27 protein-coding genes are annotated in these 23418 nt (G+C 60.3%); 11 read left to right on the top strand and 16 right to left on the bottom strand.

Going from position 1 to position 23418, the window contains the following annotated elements; all coding sequences use genetic code 11:
- Positions 1–154: 154 nt before the first annotated feature.
- Positions 155–688 carry a DUF3087 family protein gene (locus tag PFLQ2_RS11000; protein WP_003182988.1) on the top strand — a complete coding sequence of 178 codons (534 nt, stop codon included), beginning with the start codon at positions 155–157 and terminating at the stop codon, positions 686–688.
- 106 nt (positions 689–794) lie between these two features.
- Positions 795–1547 (top strand): OBAP family protein, encoded by a 753-nt coding sequence (locus tag PFLQ2_RS11005; RefSeq protein ID WP_003182986.1) that lies wholly within the window; start codon positions 795–797, stop codon positions 1545–1547.
- Positions 1548–1626: 79 nt separating this feature from the next.
- On the opposite strand, the gene PFLQ2_RS11010 is transcribed toward PFLQ2_RS11005, so the two are convergent.
- The 8 genes from PFLQ2_RS11010 to PFLQ2_RS11045 all read right to left on the bottom strand — a co-directional run bounded on the left by PFLQ2_RS11010 (position 1627) and on the right by PFLQ2_RS11045 (position 9527).
- Positions 1627–1854: a hypothetical protein gene (locus PFLQ2_RS11010; RefSeq protein WP_003182985.1), complete on the bottom strand. Its 228-nt coding sequence runs from the start codon at positions 1852–1854 to the stop codon at positions 1627–1629.
- A gap of 60 nt (positions 1855–1914) precedes the next feature.
- Positions 1915–2094, bottom strand: coding sequence for a general stress protein (locus PFLQ2_RS11015; RefSeq protein WP_003182983.1), 180 nt, complete (start codon positions 2092–2094; stop codon positions 1915–1917).
- A 213-nt stretch (positions 2095–2307) separates the two neighbouring features.
- Positions 2308–2871: an ATP-dependent Clp protease proteolytic subunit gene (locus PFLQ2_RS11020; protein ID WP_003182980.1), complete on the bottom strand. Its 564-nt coding sequence runs from the start codon at positions 2869–2871 to the stop codon at positions 2308–2310.
- A gap of 135 nt (positions 2872–3006) precedes the next feature.
- Positions 3007–4044 (bottom strand): DNA topoisomerase IB, encoded by a 1038-nt coding sequence (locus PFLQ2_RS11025; RefSeq protein WP_033046125.1) that lies wholly within the window; start codon positions 4042–4044, stop codon positions 3007–3009.
- Positions 4045–5859: 1815 nt separating this feature from the next.
- Positions 5860–6939 carry a molybdenum ABC transporter ATP-binding protein gene (gene modC, locus PFLQ2_RS11030; protein ID WP_033046124.1) on the bottom strand — a complete coding sequence of 360 codons (1080 nt, stop codon included), beginning with the start codon at positions 6937–6939 and terminating at the stop codon, positions 5860–5862.
- A 3-nt stretch (positions 6940–6942) separates the two neighbouring features.
- Positions 6943–7623, bottom strand: a complete 681-nt coding sequence (gene modB, locus PFLQ2_RS11035) for a molybdate ABC transporter permease subunit (protein ID WP_003182975.1) — start codon at positions 7621–7623, stop codon at positions 6943–6945.
- Complete coding sequence (modA, locus tag PFLQ2_RS11040; RefSeq protein WP_003182973.1) at positions 7624–8376, bottom strand: molybdate ABC transporter substrate-binding protein; 753 nt, start codon at positions 8374–8376, stop codon at positions 7624–7626. It abuts the gene before it with no gap.
- A gap of 86 nt (positions 8377–8462) precedes the next feature.
- Positions 8463–9527, bottom strand: a complete 1065-nt coding sequence (locus tag PFLQ2_RS11045) for an NAD(P)H-dependent flavin oxidoreductase (protein ID WP_003182971.1) — start codon at positions 9525–9527, stop codon at positions 8463–8465.
- Between the two features lie 148 nt (positions 9528–9675).
- Between PFLQ2_RS11045 and PFLQ2_RS11050 the strand changes: the two genes are divergently transcribed.
- Complete coding sequence (locus PFLQ2_RS11050; protein ID WP_003182969.1) at positions 9676–10164, top strand: GyrI-like domain-containing protein; 489 nt, start codon at positions 9676–9678, stop codon at positions 10162–10164.
- Here the strand turns inward: PFLQ2_RS11050 and ada are convergent.
- From ada to PFLQ2_RS11070, 5 genes are all read right to left on the bottom strand, one after another.
- Entirely contained in the window at positions 10128–11201 is a 1074-nt protein-coding gene (gene ada / locus PFLQ2_RS11055) for a bifunctional DNA-binding transcriptional regulator/O6-methylguanine-DNA methyltransferase Ada (RefSeq protein WP_003182967.1), read from the bottom strand. The two genes, PFLQ2_RS11050 and ada, sit on opposite strands and share 37 nt — an antisense overlap.
- Before the next feature lie 88 nt (positions 11202–11289).
- Complete coding sequence (gene alkB / locus PFLQ2_RS11060; RefSeq protein WP_033046123.1) at positions 11290–11970, bottom strand: DNA oxidative demethylase AlkB; 681 nt, start codon at positions 11968–11970, stop codon at positions 11290–11292.
- Positions 11957–12679, bottom strand: coding sequence for a 2OG-Fe(II) oxygenase (locus PFLQ2_RS11065; protein WP_003182965.1), 723 nt, complete (start codon positions 12677–12679; stop codon positions 11957–11959). The genes alkB and PFLQ2_RS11065 overlap by 14 nt, the downstream gene beginning before the upstream one ends.
- A gap of 241 nt (positions 12680–12920) precedes the next feature.
- A complete protein-coding gene (locus PFLQ2_RS30470) occupies positions 12921–13091 on the bottom strand; it encodes a hypothetical protein (protein ID WP_003182963.1) in 171 nt (56 codons plus the stop codon).
- A gap of 32 nt (positions 13092–13123) precedes the next feature.
- Complete coding sequence (locus tag PFLQ2_RS11070) at positions 13124–13426, bottom strand: DUF1883 domain-containing protein (RefSeq protein ID WP_003182962.1); 303 nt, start codon at positions 13424–13426, stop codon at positions 13124–13126.
- Positions 13427–13624: 198 nt separating this feature from the next.
- Here PFLQ2_RS11070 and PFLQ2_RS11075 point away from each other — a divergent pair, with 198 nt between their 5' ends.
- Entirely contained in the window at positions 13625–13975 is a 351-nt protein-coding gene (locus PFLQ2_RS11075) for a hypothetical protein (protein WP_003182960.1), read from the top strand.
- Positions 13976–14083: 108 nt separating this feature from the next.
- Positions 14084–14314: a hypothetical protein gene (locus tag PFLQ2_RS11080; protein WP_003182959.1), complete on the top strand. Its 231-nt coding sequence runs from the start codon at positions 14084–14086 to the stop codon at positions 14312–14314.
- A gap of 7 nt (positions 14315–14321) precedes the next feature.
- On the opposite strand, the gene PFLQ2_RS11085 is transcribed toward PFLQ2_RS11080, so the two are convergent.
- Both PFLQ2_RS11085 and PFLQ2_RS11090 read right to left on the bottom strand, forming a co-directional pair.
- Entirely contained in the window at positions 14322–14603 is a 282-nt protein-coding gene (locus PFLQ2_RS11085; RefSeq protein ID WP_003182957.1) for a hypothetical protein, read from the bottom strand.
- Positions 14604–14718: 115 nt separating this feature from the next.
- A complete protein-coding gene (locus PFLQ2_RS11090) occupies positions 14719–14934 on the bottom strand; it encodes a hypothetical protein (protein ID WP_003182955.1) in 216 nt (71 codons plus the stop codon).
- Between the two features lie 235 nt (positions 14935–15169).
- Between PFLQ2_RS11090 and galU the strand changes: the two genes are divergently transcribed.
- The 5 genes from galU to ahpF all read left to right on the top strand — a co-directional run bounded on the left by galU (position 15170) and on the right by ahpF (position 21926).
- The gene (gene galU, locus PFLQ2_RS11095) at positions 15170–16009 is read left to right on the top strand and encodes a UTP--glucose-1-phosphate uridylyltransferase GalU (RefSeq protein ID WP_003182953.1); all 840 of its coding nucleotides are present in this window, start codon (positions 15170–15172) and stop codon (positions 16007–16009) included.
- Between the two features lie 506 nt (positions 16010–16515).
- Entirely contained in the window at positions 16516–17808 is a 1293-nt protein-coding gene (ltrA, locus tag PFLQ2_RS11100; protein WP_033046122.1) for a group II intron reverse transcriptase/maturase, read from the top strand.
- Between the two features lie 341 nt (positions 17809–18149).
- On the top strand, positions 18150–19505 hold the full coding sequence (gene gorA, locus PFLQ2_RS11105) for a glutathione-disulfide reductase (protein ID WP_003182948.1): 1356 nt from the start codon (positions 18150–18152) through the stop codon (positions 19503–19505).
- 171 nt (positions 19506–19676) lie between these two features.
- Positions 19677–20240, top strand: coding sequence for an alkyl hydroperoxide reductase subunit C (ahpC, locus tag PFLQ2_RS11110; RefSeq protein WP_003182946.1), 564 nt, complete (start codon positions 19677–19679; stop codon positions 20238–20240).
- Between the two features lie 123 nt (positions 20241–20363).
- Positions 20364–21926 (top strand): alkyl hydroperoxide reductase subunit F, encoded by a 1563-nt coding sequence (gene ahpF, locus PFLQ2_RS11115; protein WP_003182944.1) that lies wholly within the window; start codon positions 20364–20366, stop codon positions 21924–21926.
- A gap of 174 nt (positions 21927–22100) precedes the next feature.
- Here ahpF and gloA read toward each other — a convergent pair whose 3' ends face one another.
- On the bottom strand, positions 22101–22622 hold the full coding sequence (gloA, locus tag PFLQ2_RS11120; protein WP_003182942.1) for a lactoylglutathione lyase: 522 nt from the start codon (positions 22620–22622) through the stop codon (positions 22101–22103).
- Positions 22623–22816: 194 nt separating this feature from the next.
- Between gloA and PFLQ2_RS11125 the strand changes: the two genes are divergently transcribed.
- The gene (locus PFLQ2_RS11125; RefSeq protein ID WP_003182940.1) at positions 22817–23350 is read left to right on the top strand and encodes a DUF4946 domain-containing protein; all 534 of its coding nucleotides are present in this window, start codon (positions 22817–22819) and stop codon (positions 23348–23350) included.
- Positions 23351–23418: the final 68 nt, after the last annotated feature.

Below are 23418 nucleotides of genomic sequence, written 5' to 3'. Positions count from 1 at the left end.
AGGAAGATCGCACGATCCTTGCGGTATCGCCATGGACTTTGATCCGGATCCTTCGGCTCGGTTGCAACACGAAATGCGCCCCAGCATAGCTAAATCGAACGGGCAGGCGATAATGCGTGACTCTTTTTGCCCCGTACAAGGAAATTGCACCGCGATGTTCGAGATCAAACCCTGGGATGCCGGCACCTATCGCCAGCAGACCCGTCGCAGCACGCTTATTGTGGCGGTGGTGTTCCTGGCGCTGGCAATGTTGCTGTCCAGCCTGGCCGTGATGGTCTTTGGCACGCCAGGGGGCGACAATTTTCGCTTCAATCTGGGTGGCGTGATTGTCGCGGTGCTGGTGTTGGTTGGCTCGATGCGCCTGTATTTCTGGTCGCAGCCGTGGATGGCTGCGGCGGTGTATGGCTGGCAGCTCAAGCGCAGCCTGATGAGGATCACCAACGTGATGCATCAGGTAAAGGCCGGCGTGCAGGCCCAGGATCCGACCGCCATGAAGCTGTTGCGGTTCTATCACCTGGGGCTGGCACAGATGCATCAGCTGGATGCCAACTCCAGCGACCAGGGTTCACTGGTGCGCGAAGCCGATGAGCATCTGGCGAACATGCAGGCGCTGGACCTGGACACGGAACAACCGCGCCTCGACCCGTCCTGGATCGAGGAAGTAAAGCAGGCTTATACCGGGCGCTGAGCGTTTCAATGGCTGCCCGGGCCGCCTGTCGGCCAGCACGCAAGATAAATCAAACCCCGGGCCCCCGACGCCTTTCTGATGGACAGTCATCGAAAGGAGAAACGACATGCCGCGTAAAAGCCTTTATGGAACCTGGGCAGTGCTTTGGGCCACGGTGCTAGGGGTGACCGGCTGCGCCGGTAGCAATACAGACTCGCCGGTGAGCGTGCCGGGCGCAGCGAAGACGCCGACCACCGCGACGCTCGAAGCCGGGGCCGACATGCTGCAGAACAAGCCCCCGGTGCAGGCGTTGAACATGTACCTCGACGGTTTCCATTTCTATAACGGTCGGATGTCGGGGCAAATGGAGGCGCATCACTACTGCACCGCACTGAACCAGGAAGTCTTTCAATGCGCGATCTTCGACGGCAATACGTCGAGCGCCAAATTGATGGGCGTCGAGTACATCATCAGCAAACGGTTGTTCGAAGGCCTGCCGACCAGCGAGAAGCAGTTATGGCACAGCCATGTGCATGAGGTGAAATCCGGACAGTTGATCGCTCCGGGGATACCCCAGGTGGCGGAAACCCGGCTCATGGATAACCTGGTGACCACCTATGGCAAGACTTGGCACACCTGGCACACCGAGCAGGGCCAGGAACTGCCCTATGGCGTACCGCAGTTGATGATGGGGTTCACCGCCGATGGCCAGGTCGACCCGCAGCTCGTGCGTGAACGTGACAGTCGGATGGGTGTGGACAGCGAAGGGAAAAAGCGTGCCCGGGCAGGCATCGCCGCGCCGGCGGTCGATCCGGGTGCCGATGCATGGCAGAAAGGCCAGGTGTGGCAAGTCAAGGACCCGACGGGACATAGCCATTAAGATGTGACAAAAGTGCCTTGCGGCAAACGTTGGATATACAGTGTGGGTGTTTAAGTTCGACGGGGCAGTTTTACATCAGTTACGGCTGTTTGAAGTGCCCCGGAACATCATGTTCCGTTTCGTTTGGCTTAGTTCTTTTCTGAACTTGTACATCACTGATCTCGACGCTCTTCAGTTCATTGAATGTCACTCTCAGAAGCGCCTCGGCTTCTTGGGTGCTCAGCGTCTCGGTGTCCGCCTCCAACACCCGATTGTCGGGTTGGCCGTTGGCGATGAAACTGACGATGAATCGATCATGGCTGCTCATGAATGGCCTCGACGATTAAGCGCCAGGGCGCAGCAAGGCTGCGCCCCAACGGTTGCAGGGTTACGATTTTCTGCCGCCGCCATGGCTGCGTTCGCCACCTTTGCGGCCGGCTTCAGAGGCTTTTTCCCGGTCGTTTGCAAAGTTGCCGCCCGAAGCGTGTCCGCCTTTCTTGCCGGCTTCAGACGCTTTCTCACGGTCGTTTGCGAAGTTACCGGGGTTTTTGTTTCCGCTATTAGCCATTTCGAGATTCCTCATTTTGGTTAAGCGAGTAACTGCCTCGCATAACTGTGAAAGAAAATTCGGCGGGGAAGTTTAAAAAAAACGTTTCGCTGGCGACGAACGGCAATGTGGGCATTGAATAAGTTATACAGCCGCTTCGCTTGAAGTTATACAGGCTTAAATTTATTCAAAGCAAATAAACCCCGGCTTGCATATATACGCTCACGTATCTGCTCAGTCCTCGCCACCGCTGATTTTCCAATGCTTGGCCTCCGCCGGGAAAATCACCTGTTCGACCCGATGGGCGATGCCGAAGGCCAGGGAGTTTTCCGCCGGGATGACGCGCTCCTCGGCACACAGGCATTTGAAGATATCCAGTTGCGTGGCGGCGCCGGCGGTTTCCTTGACGTAGATCTCCACGTATCGGGCCACGTCGTTGTCCAGGCTGGACAGGTACTCGCGCAAGCGCGAATGGTCCACCGATTTCTGGCCGAAATACCAGTTCATTGGATGGATCAGGAACCGCGAATGGGGCGTGGTGGTGCGGTCGCTGGCGGCCAGGAACATGACGATGCCCATCGACTCGATGTTGCCGGCATTCACGGCGCGCACCGGCACGGGAAGGGACTTGATGAACGTATAGAGGGTGAAGCCGAAGTTGGTGCTGCCACCGACGGTGGAAAGGTTGAGCATGAGCGAGTCGGCGCCTTTTTCGATGGCCTCCAGGCAGCTGTCCCGAAAGCGTTCCGTGGTTCCCTGATCGATCTGGCAATGAAAATGGACAATGTGTTCGGACATCTGAAACTCCTGTCGACTTCACGGGTTGAAGTGTCTGCGGATCGGCAGTGCCGTACAGTTGGGAGTTCGCGGCTGGGCGGATGTTCCTCTGCCGTGGCGTCGCCGCACGTGTCCGCGTTGGGTTCGACGGGGCGTTCAGCAGGCCTCGGCCGCTTGTGTTATGCGCGTCAGAAACATCGTCAGCCCGGCTTCTTCCTCACTGAGGCCTTTGCGTTGCCGGGGTTTGGGCAGCTCGTTCAAGGCGCCGAGCATGAAACTCTCCACCACCGCAGGGTGAATGTAGCATTTACGACAGACGGTTGGCGTGTTGCCCAACTGGCGGGCGACTTGCCTGACCATCTCGGCGACGTGTTTTTTCGCCTGCGCCTCGGTTTCCCAACGCAGCGCCCGCAACCCGGCCAGAGCCGCTGCGCTACCCGCCCAGGTGCGGTAATCCTTGGCCGTGAAATCGGCGCCAGTGAGGGTCTTGAGGTAGGCATTGATATCGGAAGAACTGATGGAATGGCGCTCGCCGTTTTCGTCCAGGTACTGGAACAGGTTTTGGCCGGGGATCTCCTGGCAGCGCTTGATGATTCGCGCCAGGCGTCGGTCCTTCACCGTGATTTGATGTTCGACACCGCTCTTGCCGCGGAACTGGAAGGCGATGGCGCTGCCGTTGACCTCGACGTGTTTGCTGCGCAGGGTGGTGAGCCCATAGGAGCGGTTGTCCCGGGCATATTGGCTGTTGCCGACCCGGATCAGGGTCACGTCCAACAAAGTGATCACGGTGGCCATGACTTTGTCGCGGCTGAACCCAGGCTTGGCCAGGATTTCCTCGAGGCGTTTGCGCAAGCGGGGCAGGGTGCGTCCGAATTCCAGCATTCGAGAATACTTGTCGGCATCGCGCACCTCCCGCCAGCGCTCGTGGTAGCGGTACTGCTTGCGCCCCCGGGCATCGCGACCGGTGGCCTGGAGATGACCGCGCGGGTCGGTACAGATCCACACCTCGGTATAGGCCGGCGGCACCGCCAGGGCATTGATGCGCTGGATCTCGGCGGGGTCGGTGATGCGCTGTCCCTGGGGATCGAAATAGCAGAACTTGCCTCGCAGTTTGCGGCGAGTGATACCGGGAGCGGTGTCTTCGACGTAATGCAGGTCGGCCGGCAGCGCATCCGGCGGCAGAATGTCGGGCATGAAAAAATCCTTGGCGGCGAATCCGGTGGCCTGTGATCGATTGACCGCAGCCCGTTGCGGTCGTGCCAAGATTTTGAGGTTGCCCGCAACCCCCTGTGGGAGCGAGCTTGCTCGCGAAAGCGGTGGGTCAGCTTGAAGTAATGGTGGATGTGCCGCCGTCTTCGCGGGCAAGCCCGCTCCCACAGGGTTCAGTGCCGTATGCAAATGCCGCGTACACCCGCGATCTACTGTGGGAGCGAGCTTGCTCGCGAATGCGGTGAATCAGCTTGCATCAATGTTGGAGGTGCCGCCGTCTTCGCGGGCAAGCCCGCTCCCACAGGGTTCAGTGCCGTATGCAAATGCTGCGTACACCCGCGATCTACTGTGGGAGCGGGCTTGCTCGCGAATGCGGTGAATCAGCTTGCATCAATGTTGGAGGTGCCGCCGTCTTCGCGGGTAAACCCGCTCCCACAGGGTTCAGTGCCTTACGCAAATGCTGCGTACACCCGCGATCTACTGTGGGAGCGGGCTTGCTCGCGAATGCGGTGAATCAGCTTGCATCAATGTTGGAGGTGCCGCCGTCTTCGCGGGTAAACCCGCTCCCACAGGGTTCAGTGCCGTATGCAAATGCCGCGTACACCCGCGATCTACTGTGGGAGCGAGCTTGCTCGCGAATGCGGTGAATCAGCTTGCATCAATGTTGGAGGTGCCGCCGTCTTCGCGGGCAAGCCCGCTCCCACAGGGTTCAGTGCCGTATGCAAATGCTGCGTACACCCGCGATCTACTGTGGGAGCGAGCTTGCTCGCGAATGCGGTGAATCAGCTTGCATCAATGTTGGAGGTGCCGCCGTCTTCGCGGGCAAGCCCGCTCCCACAGGGTTCAGTGCCGTATGCAAATGCCGCGTACACCCGCGATCTACTGTGGGAGCGAGCTTGCTCGCGAATGCGGTGAATCAGCTTGCATCAATGTTGGAGGTGCCGCCGTCTTCGCGGGCAAGCCCGCTCCCACAGGGTTCAATGCCGTATGCAAATGCTGCGTACACCCGCGATCTACTGTGGGAGCGGGCTTGCTCGCGAAAGCGGTGGGTCAGCTTGAAGTGATGGTGAATGTGCCGCCGTCTTCGCGGGTAAACCCGCTCCCACAGGGTTCAGTGCCGTATGCAAATGCTGCATACACCCGCGATCCACTGTGGGAGCGAGCTTGCTCGCGAATGCAGTGGGTCAGCTTGAAGTGATGTTGGATGTGCCGCCGTCTTCGCGGGCAAGCCCGCTCCCACAGGGTTCAGTGCCGTATGCAAATGCTGCGTACACCCGCGATCTACTGTGGGAGCGGGCTTGCTCGCGAATGCGGTGAATCAGCTTGCATCGATGTTGGAGGTGCCGCCGTCTTCGCGGGTAAACCCGCTCCCACAGGGTTCAGTGCCGTATGCAAATGCCGCGTACACCCGCGATCTACTGTGGGAGCGAGCTTGCTCGCGAATGCGGTGAATCAGCTTGCATCAATGTTGGAGGTGCCGCCGTCTTCGCGGGCAAGCCCGCTCCCACAGGGTTCAGTGCCGTATGCAAATGCTGCGTACACCCGCGATCTACTGTGGGAGCGAGCTTGCTCGCGAATGCGGTGAATCAGCTTGCATCAATGTTGGAGGTGCCGCCGTCTTCGCGGGCAAGCCCGCTCCCACAGGGTTCAATGCCGTATGCAAATGCCGCGTACACCCGCGATCTACTGTGGGAGCGAGCTTGCTCGCGAATGCGGTGAATCAGCTTGCATCAATGTTGGAGGTGCCGCCGTCATCGCGAGCAAGCTCGCTCCCACAAGGGGCACCGCGCAGGCCCAGCCCTACGCCAACACCGCCACTGCCTTGATCTGCGCCCACAGGCATTGCCCCGGGTACAGGCCCAACTGATCGCGGGAATAACGGGTGATGCGCGCCAGTAATGGCGTGCCGGCGGCTTCCAGGCGAATGAGCACATGGGCGGCGTTGTCGGCGGCCAGTTCGCTGATCACCGTGACGGGCAGGCGATTGAGAATGCTGGTCTGGGCATCGTTCGCCAGGCTGAGGCTGACGTCCCGAGCCTGGACCTTGAAGCGCAGCGCTTGTCCAACGGCCAAGGGGGTGTGGGCTACACGCATGTTCAATTGGCTCTCAGGCAGGGTCAGTGTCAGGAGCTGGTAGGCCGGGTCATAGCCGCTGACCCTGCCCTGGATCACCACCCCCGCGTCGTCCCCCAGGGCCAGCGGCAGGTCGAGCCGGGCCAGGGTTTCGCCGATAGGCCCGCTGGCCAGCGCGCGGCCATCGTCGAGCAGCACGATGTGATCGGCCAGGCGCGCCACTTCATCCTGGGAATGGCTGACGTACAGCACCGGGATATCCAACTCGTCGTGGAGCCGTTGCAGATAGGGCAGGATTTCGTTTTTGCGTCGGGTATCGAGGGACGCCAACGGCTCGTCCATCAACAGCAGGCGAGGGCTGGTCAGCAAGGCCCGGGCGATGCCTATCCGTTGGCGTTCGCCGCCAGACAAATGCTGCGGATGCCGATCGAGCAGATGACCGACGCCCAGCAGTTCGCTCGCCTGTTCCATGCCCACTCGCCGTTGCGCCGGGGCGATGCGCTTGAGGCCGAACGCCAGGTTGGCCCGCACCGACAAATGAGCGAACAGACTCGCCTCCTGGAACACATAGCCCAGGGCCCTCTGATGAGGCGGCACGAACACGCCGCGGTCAGTGTCCTGCCAGACTTCGCCGTTGACCTCGATGAAACCCTGACTCGGCCGCTCCAGCCCCGCCATGCAGCGCAGGCAAGTGGTCTTGCCGGAGCCGGACTGACCATACAGCGCGGTCACGCCCCGGCCTGGCAGTTGCACGTCCAGGTCCAGGGAAAAATCACCACGGTCGAGTTGAAAGCGCGCTTGGATCATCGGTCAGCTCCAACCGGCACGGGTTCGGCGGCTGGAATACAGCGCCAGTAGCACAAAAAATGAAAACACCAACATCGCCGCAGCCAGCCAGTGAGCCTGGGCATATTCCAAGGCTTCGACATGGTCGTAGATCTGCACCGACACCACCCGGGTCTTCTCGGGGATGTTCCCGCCGATCATCAGAACCACGCCGAATTCGCCAACGGTGTGGGCGAACCCCAGAATCGCCGCGGTGATAAAACCCGGTCGGGCCAAGGGCAGCATCACGCTGAAAAATGTATCCCAGGGCCCGGCCCGCAGGGTGGCGGCGACTTCCAAGGGGCGGCTGCCAATGGCGGCGAACGCATTCTGCAGGGGCTGCACCACGAATGGCATGGAATAGATCACCGAGCCGATCACCAGCCCGGTAAAACTGAAGGTGAGGATGCCCAGCCCGAGCGCCTGGGTGAACTGGCCAAGCCAACCGTTAGGTCCCATTGCCAGCAGCAAGTAGAAGCCGATCACCGTGGGCGGCAGCACCAACGGCAACGCCACCAGGGCCCCCACCGGCCCGCGCAGCCAGGAACGGGTGCGCGACAGCCACAAGGCGATGGGCGTGCCGATCAGCAATAGAATTGCCGTGGTAAGCGACGCCAGTTTCAGGGTCAGCCAGATGGCGGCGAAATCGGCATGGGTCAAAGGCATTTAGCGTTGATAACCGTAGGCTTGGATGATGGCGGCGGCTTTCGGGCCCTTGAGGTAATCCATCAGCGCCACGGCGGCGGCGTTGTCCCGGCCCTTGTTGAGGATCACGGCGTCCTGCTTGATCGGGTCGTGCAACTCAGCGGGGATGATCCACGCCGAACCGCTGGTGACCTTGCCGTCCTTGTAGATCTGCGACAAGGCGACGAAGCCGAGTTCGGCGTTGCCGGTGGAGACGAACTGGTACGCCTGGGTGATGTTCTGGCCTTCGACGATCTTGCGGCTGACCTGTCCGGTCAACCCCAGCTTGTCCAGCACCTGGGTCGCGGCCAGGCCGTAGGGCGCCGCTTTCGGGTTGGCGATGGACAGATGCTCGAAGGCATTGTCCTTGAGCACCTGGCCTTGGCTGTCGACATACCCTGCCTTGGCCGACCACAGCGCCAATGTACCGATGGCGTAGGTGAAGCGCGAACCGTTGACGGCGTCGCCCTCGCTTTCGAGCCTGGCCGGCGTGGCGTCGTCGGCGGCGAGGAAAACCTCGAACGGCGCGCCATTCTTGATCTGCGTATAGAACTGCCCGGTCGCGCCGTAAGCCGCCACCAGTTTATGCCCGGTGTCTTTTTCGAAACTGGCGGCGATGGCCTGGATCGGTGCGGTGAAGTTGGAAGCCACCGCCACCTGCACCTCATCGGCCTGGACGGCGCCAACGGAAAACAGCGTGGTCAGCAGCAACGGCGCGAAGCGGGTGAGGTGCATGGGTGAGGCTCCGTAGGGTCAGATTCGCTATATACCGGAATATATAGCGAATGGCTGACAAACGGAACGCGGCATTTTGCCCGGCATCAACGACGTCCCAGTTGCGCGAGCGCCTCCTCTGCCAACCGCCGGGTCAGTTCGGCGCTCGACAACTCGCGTCCCAGGGGAAACGCCTGCCCCGCCCAAAGATTGCTGAAGTCCGCTTCATCCTTGGCGCGCAGCGGCATCAACGCTCCACCCGCCAGAGGGAAGGCCGGTGCCATCGGGCTCATGGGGCCTACTTCGCGCATCACTCGGTTGACGATGCCCCGGGCCGGGCGACCGGTGAACAGGTTGGTGACAGCGGTCTGGCTTTCCTTGGCTGTGCGCAGCGCGCGGTGATGGGAGGCGCTGATCTTGGCCTCGGGCGTGAACAGATAGGCGCTGCCCAGTTGCACGGCAGAAGCGCCCAAGGCGAAGGCCGCGACAATTCCGCGGGCATCGCCGATGCCGCCCGTGGCGATCACCGGCACTTTGACGGCATCCACGACTTGAGGCAGCAAGGCGAACAGACCCACCTGGGTATTCAGGTCCTCGCTGAGGAACATCCCGCGATGGCCACCCGCTTCATAACCCATGGCAATGATTGCGTCGCAACCGTGCTGTTCCAGCCAGACGGCTTCCTCGACGGTGGTGGCCGAAGACAGGATTTTCGCGCCGGTGGCTTTTACCCGGTCCAGCAGGGATTTTTCTGGCAGGCCGAAGTGGAAACTGACTACTTTGGGACGCATTTCTTCCAGCACGCGGCAGGCAGCGTCATCGAATGGCGTGCGATTGGACACCGGTGTCGGCGCGTCGAAATCGGCACCAAGTTCTTCGTAGTAAGGCTTGAGCCGTTGCTTCCAGGCCTCGGCTCGCTGTTCGTCGAACGTTGGCGCCTGGTGGCTGAAAAAATTGACGTTGAACGGCTTGTCGGTCTGTTCGCGAATGCTTGTCAGCGCCTGGCGCAGTTGTCCGACGTCCAGCATCGCCGCCGGCATCGAACCCAGCCCGCCGGCGTTGCAGGTCGCGACGACCATCGACGGCCCGGTCACTCCGGCCAGCGGCCCCTGGATGATGGGCAGCTCGATACCGAGCAGGTCGAGAATGCGAGTGTCTGGCCACTGGCTCATGTGCGGGGTCTCCGACGGCAGAAGGAAACCGTGTTTTTAACAGGTGTGGCCCAGCGAGGGCCAGTCGAGTTTTTCAATCGGCGGCGCAACTTGATCCCGGTGTCGGGCGGGTTACCATGCGGGCATCATTCATCAAGGAGGTGCTTTCATGGACGTCAAGCTCAAGACAGTCGAGCCTTTCACCGTGGCCGGTTTGCAGGTGCACACCCGTAACGTAGATGAGCAACAACCCGACACGGCCAGGATCGGCCCGATGTGGCAGCAATTCTTCAACGAAGGGCTGTTCGACACGATCCCGGCCCGGCAGTCGGAGTCGTTCGTCTACGGGGTGTATTCCAACTACGAGTCCGATGCCACCGGCTACTTCGACGTGACGGCCGGCGTGCAGGTGGATGCGACGAGCGCCGGTTTCCCCGCCGTGGACATCGAAGGCGGGGATTACCTGGTGTTCTGCGCAAAGGGGCCGATGCCCGACTGCGTGATCCAGACCTGGGGCCTGATCTGGGCATACTTCGCCGATAACCCGCAGACCTTGCGCCGTTTCACCACCGATTTCGAGGTCTATGGCAGCCCCGATTCGGTGGCGATCTATATTGGCGTTCAGTCTTGCGACGAACGTTCCAGCGCCAGTAACTGACGCTTGCGCTCCACGCCCCAACGGTAGCCAGACAGGTTACCGTCGCTGCGCACCACGCGGTGACAGGGTATCGCCACCGCCAGGCTGTTGGCGCCACAGGCCTGGGCCACGGCGCGCACCGCCTTGGGCAGGCCGATGCGCTGGGCGATTTCGGCATAGCTGGCGGTGCTGCCTGGTGGAATCTCCCGCAGCGCCTGCCAGACGCGCTCCTGGAAGGCTGTGCCGCGCAAGTCCAAGGGCAGGTCCAGGCCCAGGGCCGGCGCTTCGATGAAACCCACCACTTGGGCGATCAACTGTTCGAACTCGCGATCGGCACCGATCAGGTTGGCGCGACGGAACTTGTCTTGTAGGTCTCGCACCAGCGCGTCCGGGTCGTCTCCCAGCAAAATCGCGCAGACGCCGCGCTCGCTTTGCGCCACCAGGATCGCTCCGAGGGAACACTGGCCGACGGCGAAACGAATATCGATGTTCTGTCCGGCGGCGCGGTAGTCCGTAGGCTTCATGCCCAGGACCTTGTCGGCGGCTTCATAAAAGCGGCTGTTGGAATTGAACCCGGCGTCATACAGCGCTTCGGTGATGCTGCCGCCATCGGCCAGGCGTTCGCGTACTTTGCGCGAACGGTGGGCGTCGGCGTAGGCCTTGGGCGTCAGGCCAGTGACGGCCTTGAAGACTCGGTGAAAGTGAAAGGGACTCAGGCCCGCGCTATCTGCCAGTTCATTGAGGCCTGGAAGTTCTTCGGCCGCCTCGATCTGCCGACAGGCCGCCGCGACCCGGGCCGCTTGCTGGGCGGCGATCTGGGTCTGGTCCCGGGCCAAGCGTTTGCTCGGACGATAGCCGGCCGCCTGGGCCTGCTCCGGGGTGTCGAAGAATTCGACATTACGCGGGTTGGGCAGGCGCGACAGGCTGCTGGGGCGGCAATAAATGCCGGTGGTTTTCACGCCATAGACAAATTGCCCGTCGGCGCGCGGATCCCGAGCGAGCACGGCGGCCCAGCGGGGGTCCAGCTCAGGAGCGGTATCTTTTGAGATGCTGTTCATGGTCGTTGTATCCATTGGCCCGTTTTGCCTACCGTAGCGAGCCAGGAACGTGACGACACTCCGGGTCTTGCGGTTGAATTCTGCACCTTCACCCGGCAGTGCGAAACGTCAGGTTGATTCGCTGGGCGCCCAGGCGCGGGTGTTCCCCTGGCTTGAGCGGCAGCACGCCGTGATAACGCAACCGGTCGACGCCGCCCCAGACCACGATGTCGCCGTGGAATAACGGGACGCGCTGGCTTTTGTCGCTGCGCTCGAACCCGCCGAACTGGAACGTTGCCGGCAAGCCCAGGGACATCGAGACGATGGGCGCGGTGAGTTCGCGTTCGTTCTTGTCCTGATGCAACGACATCCGTGCGCCAGGCACATAACGATTGATCAGGCAGGAATCGGGCTCGAAGTGTTCGAACTGCGCCTGCCGTGCGGCGGCCTGGGCCAGCTCGCGGAACACCGCCGGCATGTCGGGCCAGGGGCGGCCAGTCTGCGGGTCTTGGGCGGTATAACGATAGCCACTGCGGTCGGTGGTCCAGCCCAGCGCACCGCAGCTGCTCAAGGCGACCGACATGGTGAAACCACCGGGCGTGACCATCTGCCGGAACGGTGCGGCCAGCAGGACGCTTTCCAGCGCCGGCAGCAAACGGTCGAGCCAGGGCAGGGCGAATCCGCGCAACACGAACGATTGCTCGCCGATCCGTTCGACCTGGCCAGGCGTCGTCGGCGTCTCGTCGGCGAACAGGTCCAGAGTGATTGGATGGTCGTTATTGCGCATCATGAAAAATAATTCCCAAGGTGTGGCGCCTGCCGTCGTGCACGCGGCTGACGCCATGACGCATGTTCACTCGATAATAACCGCGAACGCCTTTGACGGGCCGCTGATGCACGGCGAACACCACCGCATCGCCCTGTTTCAGATCGATGACCTGAGGCCGCGATTGCATGCGCGGGCGTTGCTCGGTCAGGACGAACTCGCCACCGCTGAAGTCCCGGCCAGGTTCCGACAGCAGGATCGCCACTTGCAGCGGGAACACCTGCTCGCCGTACAGGTCCTGGTGCAAGCAGTTGTAGTCCTGTGGGCCGTATTGCAGCAACAGTGGCGTCGGGCGCGTCTGCCCGGCGGCATGACAGCGCTGAAGGAAATCGGCGTGCTCGCTTGGGTATCGCACCGCAAGGCCCATGCTGGCATTCCAGCGATTCGCCAACGGCACCAGCACCGGGTACAACGACTGACGCAGTCGCTGGATGAGGTCGGGCAGCGGGTAACGAAAATACTGATACTCACCGCGCCCGAAACCGTGGCGAGCCATGATTACCTTTGAGCGAAAAAGTCCCGGCTCGGCATAGAGCGCGCTAAGGCGCTGGCATTGGGTCGCCGAGAGCAGGTTGCGAATGATCGCGCTGCCGTCCTGCTCTAGGCTTTGCTCCAGGGCTGGCCGGTCAAGATCGTCTATTCGTTGGATTCGCGAGGGGGATTGCAGGGTCATGGACATGAGCGCAAACCTGGGTGGAAAAGGATTGGTCAGTCTGGGGAGTGCTGGGACAGCTGGCACTCCGGATCTTGCGTTCCCGTACACCGAACCCCGTGGCGAGGGAGCTTGCTCCCGCTGGGTGGCGAAGCCGCCCCCCTCGATCTTCCATGCAGACCGCATCACCAGGTTTTACGACTGCTGCGCAGCCGAGCGGGAGCAAGCTCCCTCGCCACCCAAAGCCCAGCGGCAGAGGCTGTCACAGTGCTTTGCTGACACTCACTTCACTGATCTCATCATCGGTCTGGCCATGCAGCGCGTGCAACGCTGCCAGGGCTTCTTCCTGGGTGCCGGTTTTCAATTGCGCGAACTCGAAGCGGCGTTCGCCGTTGAGTTTGTACTTGATGACGTATTTGGTCGTCTGGTCCACGGTAGTGCCTGTCTGGAAGTTGTGGGCGAAGCTCAGCTCAGTTTCGAGCTGGAGCGCCGGATGATCTTGATCTTGTGGGTCAGGGTCGGCTTGCGCGTGACGCTGATCGCACGGCGGTTGACGGTGTCGATGGTGATATTCCAGAAACCGGTGCTCGGCGCGGTAATCCGGGCTGGAAAGGTATCGAACGCGCCACCGTGGTAGGTGTGACGGCCGCCATTCTTGAAGCTGCGAAAGTTGGCGTCGTTCATCAAGCGGATGTTGCACATTTGCGAGCATTCGATGACGACGATGTCGTCTTCGTTCAGGTGCTCGCGCTGGTGAATGAATTTCATGGGCGCCTCCAGAAGGGCTTTTTCTACAAAATCAAACGATAGCAAGGAGAATGATGTGCAGTTTATCAGCCTCAAGGGTTAATATCCGGCCCGCGTCCCAGGCTTTGTTCATTTATCGCAGGAAGCGCAAAAAAAGACGGTGCGCGCTGGAGAAAAACAGCGTGCGCAGTGTCGGAGGGTCTTTATCGGAGGAATCATATGAAGCGCAGCGTGTGGGTATTGGCATTGGCCTTGAGTGGATGTGCCTCAGTATCGGACATCAACCAGACGCCGCCCACCATGAGCGTCATCTCTGGAAAGAACCCTCACGAATATGCCAAGTGCGTGGCCGGCAAGCTGGCCAGTAGCCGCGGTCCGTTGCAAATGGAGCCGCACAAGAACGGCGTCCGCTTGATTGTCCCCGGCAAATTGTCGAGCCTGCCGGCGGCGGTGTTCGACATCGACGAACGCTCCAGCGGCAGCAGCATCAAGCTGCACGAAGCCATGTCCAACGTACCGGTGCGGCCGGGCGATGTGCAGGAGGCGGCCAACGCCTGCATTTCCGGCTGACCGCCGACACGACCTGACGAGCGGGCCGGGCATCGGCTAAACTGGCGCCCTCGACAAACATGCCGCCACGGCCTACGTGGGCGGCATTGTCATTTATGGAGTCAGTCGATGAAACGCGAGCAGGTGCGTGAGCGCCACGCAGAGGGCCTGATCTTTGCCACACACGTGATTCAGAACCCGGCGAGCCCGGGTGAATGGATTGCCTTCTTCAAGAAAAGCGCCGGACGCAGTTTTTTCCTGGTGGACGACCAGGACGAAGTGGAGTCTTTCGTTCATCTCGATGACCTGGTCGAGACCCTGCGCGGGCTGGGCATCAAGTTCGCCGAGATCCACATCTAGCAAACGCTTACTTGCACACCACCACGACACTGCGACTGGTGTAGTTGCCGACATCGACCCCCAGGGTTTTCTCGCTTTCCTTGGCCTGCGGCGTGCCGTCGGTACCGACGATGCGGTAGCCGGTGCCAGCGCAGGATGCATCGGCCTTTTCATAGCACGTAGCCCATGAGTTGGCTTCGCCGGAGCAATCGATGGCGAGGCCTTGTTCACCGTTGTTCAGGTAGGTTTTTTCGGCCGAGGCACAGCCCGCCAGGGCCAGGACTGTAAACAGCGCCAGAAGTGTTTTCATGGGATCGTCATCGAGAAGGGAGGGGCTGGCGCGAGATTATAGCGAATGGCCAGTCCGGTACAGCTAAACAAGCCTCGTTCAATACCTTGGCGGCATCTACCGGAGGCTGGTCGGGTTATTTCTTGCGGCGTGGGCTGCGCGCGGGGGGCTTTTCGCGTTCTTTCTCCGCCGGGGCCGAGCGGTCATCCTGGAACACCGCGGCCACTTCTACCGCCATCGCCTTGCTCGGCAGGGGGCCGGCCACTTGTTCGCCATGGTAGTTGATAATCCACCATTGGCCGGCCTTGTCCTGGCTGACCGAATAACCGTTTGCGTTTTTTGTTACCGACATCTAACTGCCTCGTTGGCGAGATTCAAGGGCGTCATGATACGTCAAATGCACGCAAACAGCGCCTATGAGCGTAGAGTGGGACCGCTCGAACCATCCAAGCGAAAGGCGATTGAACTATCCGCCGTTTTTTATTTCTCTATGATGGCACCGGTTGGCCAGTGCGGGCATTGTAAGGTGCCCGTCGCCTGATTAGACTGCGCCGAAACTCGTACATACCGCCTTTTCAAGGACTTATATGATCAAGAAATGCTTGTTCCCTGCAGCCGGTTACGGTACTCGCTTCCTGCCAGCGACTAAAGCCATGCCCAAAGAAATGCTGCCGGTGGTGAACAAGCCACTGATCCAGTACGGCGTCGAAGAAGCCCTCGATGCAGGCCTGACGGAAATCTCCATCGTCACCGGCCGCGGCAAACGCGCCCTGGAAGACCATTTCGACATCAGCTACGAGCTGGAAAACCAGATCAAGGGCACCGACAAGGAAAAATACCTGGTAGGCATCCGCAAACTGCTGGATGAGTGCTCGTTCTCCTACACCCGCCAGACCGAAATGAAAGGCCTGGGCCACGCGATCCTGACCGGTCGCCCGCTGATCGGTGACGAACCGTTCGCCGTGGTCCTGGCGGACGACTTGTGCGTCAACCTGGAAGGCGACGGCGTACTGACCCAGATGGTCAAGCTGTACAAGCAGTTCCGTTGCTCCATCGTGGCGATCCAGGAAGTCGATCCGCAGGAAACCAACAAGTACGGTGTCATCGCCGGCGAAATGATCCGCGACGACATCTACCGCGTCCACAGCATGGTCGAGAAACCAAAGCCTGAAGATGCACCGTCGAACCTGGCGATCATCGGTCGCTACATCCTGACTCCGGATATTTTCGACCTGATCGAACAGACCGAGCCAGGCAAGGGCGGCGAGATCCAGATCACCGACGCCCTGATGAAACAGGCCCAGAACGGCTGCGTAATGGCCTACAAGTTCAAAGGCAAGCGTTTCGACTGCGGTGGCGCCGAGGGTTACATCGACGCGACCAACTTCTGCTTCGAGAACTTCTACAAGACCGGCAAGGCTTACTGATAGCCTGCTCCGCGCCTTGAAAAACGCCCCGACTGGTTCGGGGCGTTTTTTTGTCGTGCGCCCAGCATGGGCGCAATCTTGTGGGTGAAAGTCCCGCCGTAAGCTGACCACAGCGAACGAAGTGAAGCGCAACTGCATGAGGGCGACCGAGTGTGGGGAGGAAGCGTGAATCGAAACCGCGAGCCGATGGACAAGAACCGGATACAAGGCGAAGCCGATCAGGGCGAGCGAGCAAAAGATCGCGAAGCTCTTGTGGTCAAGGATCAGGCTGCGTAAATCCGGCGGTTGTGCGGGGAAGGATTGCGTTCTTACCTGGGGAGATCTCGCCTTGTGCCTGAAAGGGCGACGGCGCGAGCCGGAGCGAGAAGTCAGCAGAGGCCGTAGTAGTCTTTTTTTTGACGAAGGGCCGAACGAGAGAAAGTGTTATAGACCATGTTGATGCGAGAAACCGGAAGTCAGATGCCTGCCAAACGCGGGGCGGATGTGAGGACGCGAGCGGTGAAGCCGTGAGAAGCCCCGTCAGCGACGAGGTCAATCGCCCGCAAGATGAATCCGACAACGCAGGGCAAGGGCTGCTGGATCGGGCCTTTGCGAGAGAAAACCTGAAGCGGGCATGGAAACGGGTCAAGGCCAACAAAGGTGCAGCAGGTGTGGATGGTTTGGACATTGAACAGACTGCCAAGCATTTGCTGAGCCAATGGCCGACGATTTGTGAACAGCTTATTTCAGGAGCCTACCGGCCCAGTCCGGTAAAGCGTGTGGTAATTCCCAAACCTGACGGCGGCGAACGCGAGTTGGGCATTCCAACGGTCACTGACCGGCTGATCCAACAAGCACTGCTGCAAGTTTTGCAGCCACTGCTCGATCCAACTTTCAGTGAACACAGCTACGGCTTTCGCCCGGGGCGCAGTGCGCAGGAGGCCGTCTTAGCGGCTCAGCGCTATGTGTCTTCAGGACGCAAAGTGGTGGTGGATGTTGATCTGGAGAAGTTCTTCGATCGGGTCGACCACGATATTTTGATTGATCGTTTAAGCAAGCGGATTGCGGATCGGGCGGTTATCCGTCTGATTCGGGCGTATCTGGATGCGGGAACGCTGATCAATGGCGTGGTCGAGAAAAGCCGCTGCGGGGCGCCGCAAGGCGGCCCGCTGTCGCCGTTGCTGGCAAATGTGCTGCTGGACGAAGTGGATCGGGAGCTTGAACGCCGGGGCCATTGCTTCGTGCGCTATGCCGATGATGCGAATGTGTATGTTCGCAGCCGCAGGGCCGGGCAGCGGGTGATGGCTTTGCTAAAGCGCTTGTATGAAAAGCTGAACTTGAGCGTCAACGAGAGCAAGAGTGCGGTAGCGAGTGCATTTGGTCGCAAGTTTCTGGGATACGCCTTCTGGGCATCTCCACAAGGCGTCAAAAGAGCAGTGGCGGTCAAAGCACGCAAGCGGTTCAAACAGCGGATACGCGAACTCACCCGTCGCTCAGGCGGTCGCAGTATGCGACACGTTGTCGAGAACTTACGGCCTTATCTCTTGGGCTGGAAAACTTACTTTGGGTTATCGCAAACACCGAAGGTCTGGCGAGAGCTGGACGAATGGATACGACACCGACTGCGAGCGATCCAGCTTAAGCAATGGCGGCGTGGACCGACGATCTATCGCGAACTGCGGGCCTTGGGGGCCAGCGCCCAAACCGCACGGAAAGTGGCGGCTAACTCACGTAGTTGGTGGCGTAATAGCCGCTTTGAGCTTAACCGAGTGCTGGATGTGGCATGGTTCGACAGGCTGGGTCTGGTGCGACTCTCATAACCTCAATCTCTCGAACCGCCCGGTGCGGACCCGCATGCCGGGTGGTGTGGCAGGGGAGCGGCCTATGAAGGCCGCCCCCTATGCCGATTGGAAAATCTTAGGTAGCGAGTCACCCGTGGCGAGGGAGCTTGCTCCCGTTGGGCGCGAAGCGACCCCAAAAGCGACGACTGCTGCGCAGCCGAGCGGGAGCAAGCTCCCTCGCCACAGGGGCTGTCCTGTCCAGGCAAGAGGCCAGTCGCGAAGTCCAGCTGGCTTTTTCATTTTCCGCCCCCATAACCAACAGCATCGCTGCCTCAGGTGAAAACAGCGGGTATGCTGGTGGCCTGCCGAAGGAGATAGAAATGGCCTACGATTTTGACTTGTATGTGATTGGCGCCGGTTCCGGTGGTGTACGGGCTGCACGGTTCGCCGCCGGTTTCGGGGCGAAAGTGGCCGTGGCGGAAAGTCGCTACCTGGGCGGCACCTGCGTGAACGTGGGTTGTGTGCCGAAAAAGCTGCTGGTCTACGGCGCGCATTACGCTGAGGATTTCGAGCAGGCGTCGGCCTATGGCTGGACGGCGGGAAAGGCGAGTTTCGACTGGGCCACGTTGATCGCCAACAAGGACCGCGAGATCAATCGCCTCAACGGGATTTATCGCAACCTGCTGGTCAACAGCGGCGTGGTGCTACACGAGGGGCATGCCAGGCTGACCGGGCCCAACGAGGTCGAGATCAACGGCCAGCGCCACACCGCCCGGCACATCCTGATCGCCACGGGCGGCTGGCCGGTGATCCCGGACATTCCGGGGCGCGAGCATGCCATCAGTTCCAACGAGGCGTTTTTCCTCAAGGACCTGCCCAAGCGTGTGATTGTCGTCGGTGGCGGCTACATCGCGGTGGAGTTCGCAGGGATCTTCCACGGCATGGGCGCGCAGGCGTCCTTGCTGTATCGCGGTGAGCTGTTCCTGCGCGGCTTTGACGGTGCGGTGCGCAAGCATCTGGCGGAGGAACTGACCCGCCGGGGCTTGGACCTGCAATTCAATGCTGACATCGAGCGCATCGACAAACAGGACGATGGCAGCCTTAAGGTGACACTCAAGGACGGTCGCATATTGCTCACCGACTGTGTGTTCTACGCCACCGGTCGGCGGCCGATGCTCGACAATCTCGGCCTGGAAAACACCGCTGTCACGCTGGATGAAAAGGGCTTTGTCCAGGTCAACGAAAAATACGAGACCACCGAGCCATCGATCCTGGCTATCGGCGATGTGATCGGTCGTGTCCAGCTCACGCCCGTGGCCCTGGCCGAGGGCATGGCGGTTGCGCGGCGTTTGTTCAAGCCCGAGCAGTATCGCCTGGTGGATTACCGCATGATTCCCACGGCCGTGTTCAGCCTGCCGAATATCGGTACGGTTGGGTTGACCGAAGAGCAGGCGCGGGAGGAGGGGCATGAGGTGCAGGTGTTCGAAAGCCGCTTCCGGCCGATGAAGCTCACCCTGACCGAATGCCAGGAACGCACCTTGATGAAGGTCGTGGTGGATGCCCAAACCGATAAGGTGCTGGGTTGCCACATGGTCGGGCCGGATGCCGGGGAAATTGTCCAAGGCTTGGCCATCGCGTTGAAAGCGGGCGCCACCAAGCGTGATTTCGACGAAACCATCGGCGTGCATCCGACCGCCGCCGAGGAATTCGTGACCATGCGTACGCCCACCGCCTGACCCTATCTGTAGGCGCTGGAGACTTTTCTCGCGCCTACAGATTTCTTCTATCTATATAGATTCCTGATAGCCAAAACCAATCATTTACATGAGGTTTGCCAATGAGCCAGCCCGGGAATGAATGAGTAAGATTCCTCCATCAACTTTTCAAACCCTGATGGAGAAACATCGATGCCTATCATCAACAGCCAAGTTAAACCGTTCAACGCTACCGCCTTCAAAAACGGCGCATTCGTCGAAGTATCGGACGCCGACCTGAAAGGCAAGTGGTCCGTCGTGTTCTTCTACCCAGCTGACTTCACCTTCGTTTGCCCAACCGAGCTGGAAGACCTGGCCGACAACTACGCCGAATTCCAGAAACTGGGCGTCGAGGTCTACAGCGTTTCGACCGATACCCATTTTGCCCACGCAGCCTGGCACAACACCTCGCCAGCCATCGGCAAGATCCAGTACACCATGATCGGCGACCCGACCCACGTGATCTCCCGCAACTTCGACGTGCTGATCGAAGAAGTCGGCCTGGCTGACCGCGGTACCTTCGTGATCAACCCTGAAGGCCAGATCAAGATCGTTGAAATCAACGACGGCGGCGTAGGCCGTGACGCCTCCGAGCTGCTGCGCAAGGTCAAGGCCGCTCAGTACGTTGCCGCTCACCCGGGCGAAGTCTGCCCAGCCAAGTGGAAAGAAGGCGAGGCCACCCTGGCTCCGTCCCTGGACCTGGTTGGCAAGATCTAAGACCGTGAGTCCTTTGAGGGCGGTCACCCGCACTTAAGCAAGCCGCACCGCCCCCAAAAAACGCCCGGGCGAGATTCGCTCGGGCGTTGTTTTTTCTGAAATTCAAACATGGAAATCGCCCGTATGTTGGACGCCAATCTTAAAGCTCAGTTGAAGTCTTACCTGGAACGGGTCACCCAGCCGATCGAGATCGTTGCATCCCTCGACGACGGTGCGAAATCCCAGGAAATGCTTGCGTTACTTAAAGACGTTGCCAGTCTTTCCAGCCAGATTACCTTGCTCGACAACGGCACCGATGCGCGCACGCCATCGTTTTCGTTGAATCGCCCGGGAGCCGATATCAGCCTGCGTTTTGCCGGCATTCCCATGGGCCACGAATTCACTTCGTTGGTGCTGGCCTTGCTGCAAGTTGGTGGCCACCCCTCGAAGGCCAGTGTCGAAGTGATCGAACAGATCCGCGCCCTCAAAGGCGAGTTCCACTTCGAGACTTATTTCTCGCTGTCCTGCCAGAACTGCCCGGACGTGGTACAGGCGCTGAACTTGATGGCCGTGTTGAACCCGAACGTTCACCACGTTGCAATCGACGGTGCGCTGTTCCAGGCCGAAGTCGATGAGCGCCAGATCATGGCCGTGCCAAGCGTTTACCTGAACGGCGTGAACTTCGGCCAGGGCCGCATGGGCCTGGAAGAGATCCTTGCCAAGATCGACACCAGCGGCATCGAACGCCAGGCCGAGAAAATCAGCGCCAAGGATGCCTTTGATGTGCTGGTGGTCGGCGGTGGCCCAGCGGGGGCTTCGGCGGCGATCTACGCGGCCCGTAAAGGCATTCGCACCGGTGTGGCAGCCGAGCGTTTCGGCGGCCAGGTGCTGGACACCATGGCCATCGAGAACTTCATCTCAGTCCAGGAAACCGAAGGGCCGAAACTGGCCGTTGCCCTGGAAGAACACGTCAAGCAGTACGACGTGGACATCATGAACCTGCAACGCGCCGATGCATTGCTACCCGGCAAGGAAGGCGCACTGCACGAAGTCAAGTTCGCCAGTGGTGCGAGCCTGAAGGCCCGGACCGTGATCCTGGCGACCGGCGCCCGCTGGCGTGAAATGAACGTGCCGGGCGAGCAGCAGTACCGCAACAAGGGCGTGGCCTACTGCCCGCACTGCGATGGTCCGTTGTTCAAGGGCAAGCGCGTGGCGGTGATTGGCGGTGGTAACTCCGGCGTCGAAGCGGCCATCGACCTCGCGGGTATCGTGGCCCATGTCACCTTGCTGGAGTTCGATGTGCAATTACGCGCCGACGCGGTATTGCAACGCAAGCTGCACAGCCTGCCGAACGTGACGGTGATTACCAACGCCCAGACCACCGAAGTGACGGGGGATGGCCAGAAGGTTACCGGCTTGCGCTACAAGGACCGTCCAAGCGGTGAGGTGCGCGACGTAGCACTGGAAGGGATCTTTGTGCAGATCGGCCTGCTGCCCAACACCGATTGGCTCAAAGGCACCGTCGAGCTCTCGCCCCGTGGTGAGATCATCGTCGACGCCCGGGGTGAAACATCGATCCCTGGCGTGTTCGCCGCCGGTGACGTGACCACCGTGCCGTACAAGCAGATCGTGATCGCCGTCGGTGAAGGGGCCAAGGCTTCGCTGAGCGCCTTCGATCACTTGATCCGCACCTCTGCGCCGGCCTAAGCAGCCGACAGCGGAAAAAACAAAACCCCATGGCCTTGGCTCATGGGGTTTTTTATCACTCATTATTCTGTAGGAGCGAGCTTACTCGCGAGGACGGTGGGCCAGCTTGCATCAATGCTGAATGTGCTGCCTTCATCGCGAGCAAGCTCGCTCCCACAATGGGCATCAGTCCCGTTACAGCGGTGCTGGCTGGATGATTTCGACCCAGTAGCCATCCGGGTCCTTGATGAAGGCCAGGCTTTTCATGCGGCCGTCGGTCAGGCGCTTTTGGAAGTCGCAGCCCAGTGCTTCGAAGCGCTCGCAGGCGGCGACGATGTCCGGGACCGAGATGCAGATGTGGCCGAACCCGCGCGGGTCAGTGTTGCCGTTGTGGTAGGCGAACGCCGGGTCGGTTTCGGTGCCGTGGTTGTGGGTCAGTTCCAGGATGCCGGGAATCGATTTCATCCATTCGGTACGGGCCGCGGCATCCGCTGGAATCTGGTTCTTGTCCACCAGGGCGAGGAAATACAGGCTGAATTCGGCTTCCGGGAAGTCGCGTTTTTCCACCAGGGAGAAACCCAGTACCCGGGTGTAGAAATCCAGGGACTTGGTAATGTCCTTGACCCGCAACATGGTGTGGTTGAAAACGAATTTGGCCGTGGCGACGTCGGGTTGGGCGGTGACGCCGGGAAAAGTATTGAGTTCGTGCAGGCTCATGGGCCCTCCGGAAATGAAGTGGGGCAAACGGCGCCGCAACCTGGCTGCGACGGTTCCTTGGCTTGCGCTGGGCGGCTTCCTTGCAGGTGCGACCATGATACGCAAGGGGCGTGGCATCGCCAAACCGCATGTGGCTATTGCCTGGTTCTGCCTCGGGCTTCAGACTTCACGATTCGTCCCTGAGTACCCATGCAATGATTCGACTGTTCCTTTCGCTGTTTGTCCTGCTGTCTGCCGCTGTCGCCAGTGGTGCCCCGGCGACCGAACCGCAGGTCACATGGCCGCAGGGGTGGATCGTCGAACCGTTGTCTTCCGACGCCACTGCTCCGCAGGGCATGCCGGCGGCCCAGCGACAACGGGCGACCAAGAGTGATCCGGCAGGTAACGCCGTGATGGTCATGGAACTGACCACGACTCCCGTCGAGCCCGATCATCAGGTCAACTTGGAAGGCGTGTTGCTGGAAATGCGCAAGTCGATCCAGAAGGATTTTTTCCAGGGCGGTTACCAAAGTGTGTGCACTAAAATCCACCCTTCCATGTTAGGCGGCGTAACTGCATTGGAAACCACTTGCACAATCACGCAGAACGGACGACATGTATTGTCCCAGGCACTCGTTGCGGCACTAAATGAGGGCAAGGCGTATGTGCTGTCCTATGCAGGACAGGCGCAGGTCTTTGTTGAAAGCCAGGATGAAATACAGTCAGTACGCAACAGCCTGAAACTCTAAGGCTTGCAGCGTTATACCTTGGGATTAATCCCAAAGTTCAGCCCCATGAAAAAGCCCCGAATGTACTC

Origin of the sequence: Pseudomonas fluorescens Q2-87, assembly GCF_000281895.1 — a bacterium.
GTDB lineage: Bacteria > Pseudomonadota > Gammaproteobacteria > Pseudomonadales > Pseudomonadaceae > Aquipseudomonas > Aquipseudomonas fluorescens_S.
The sequence above is the reverse complement of the archived record's forward strand: the minus strand, read 5'-3'. Positions and strand labels throughout refer to the sequence as shown.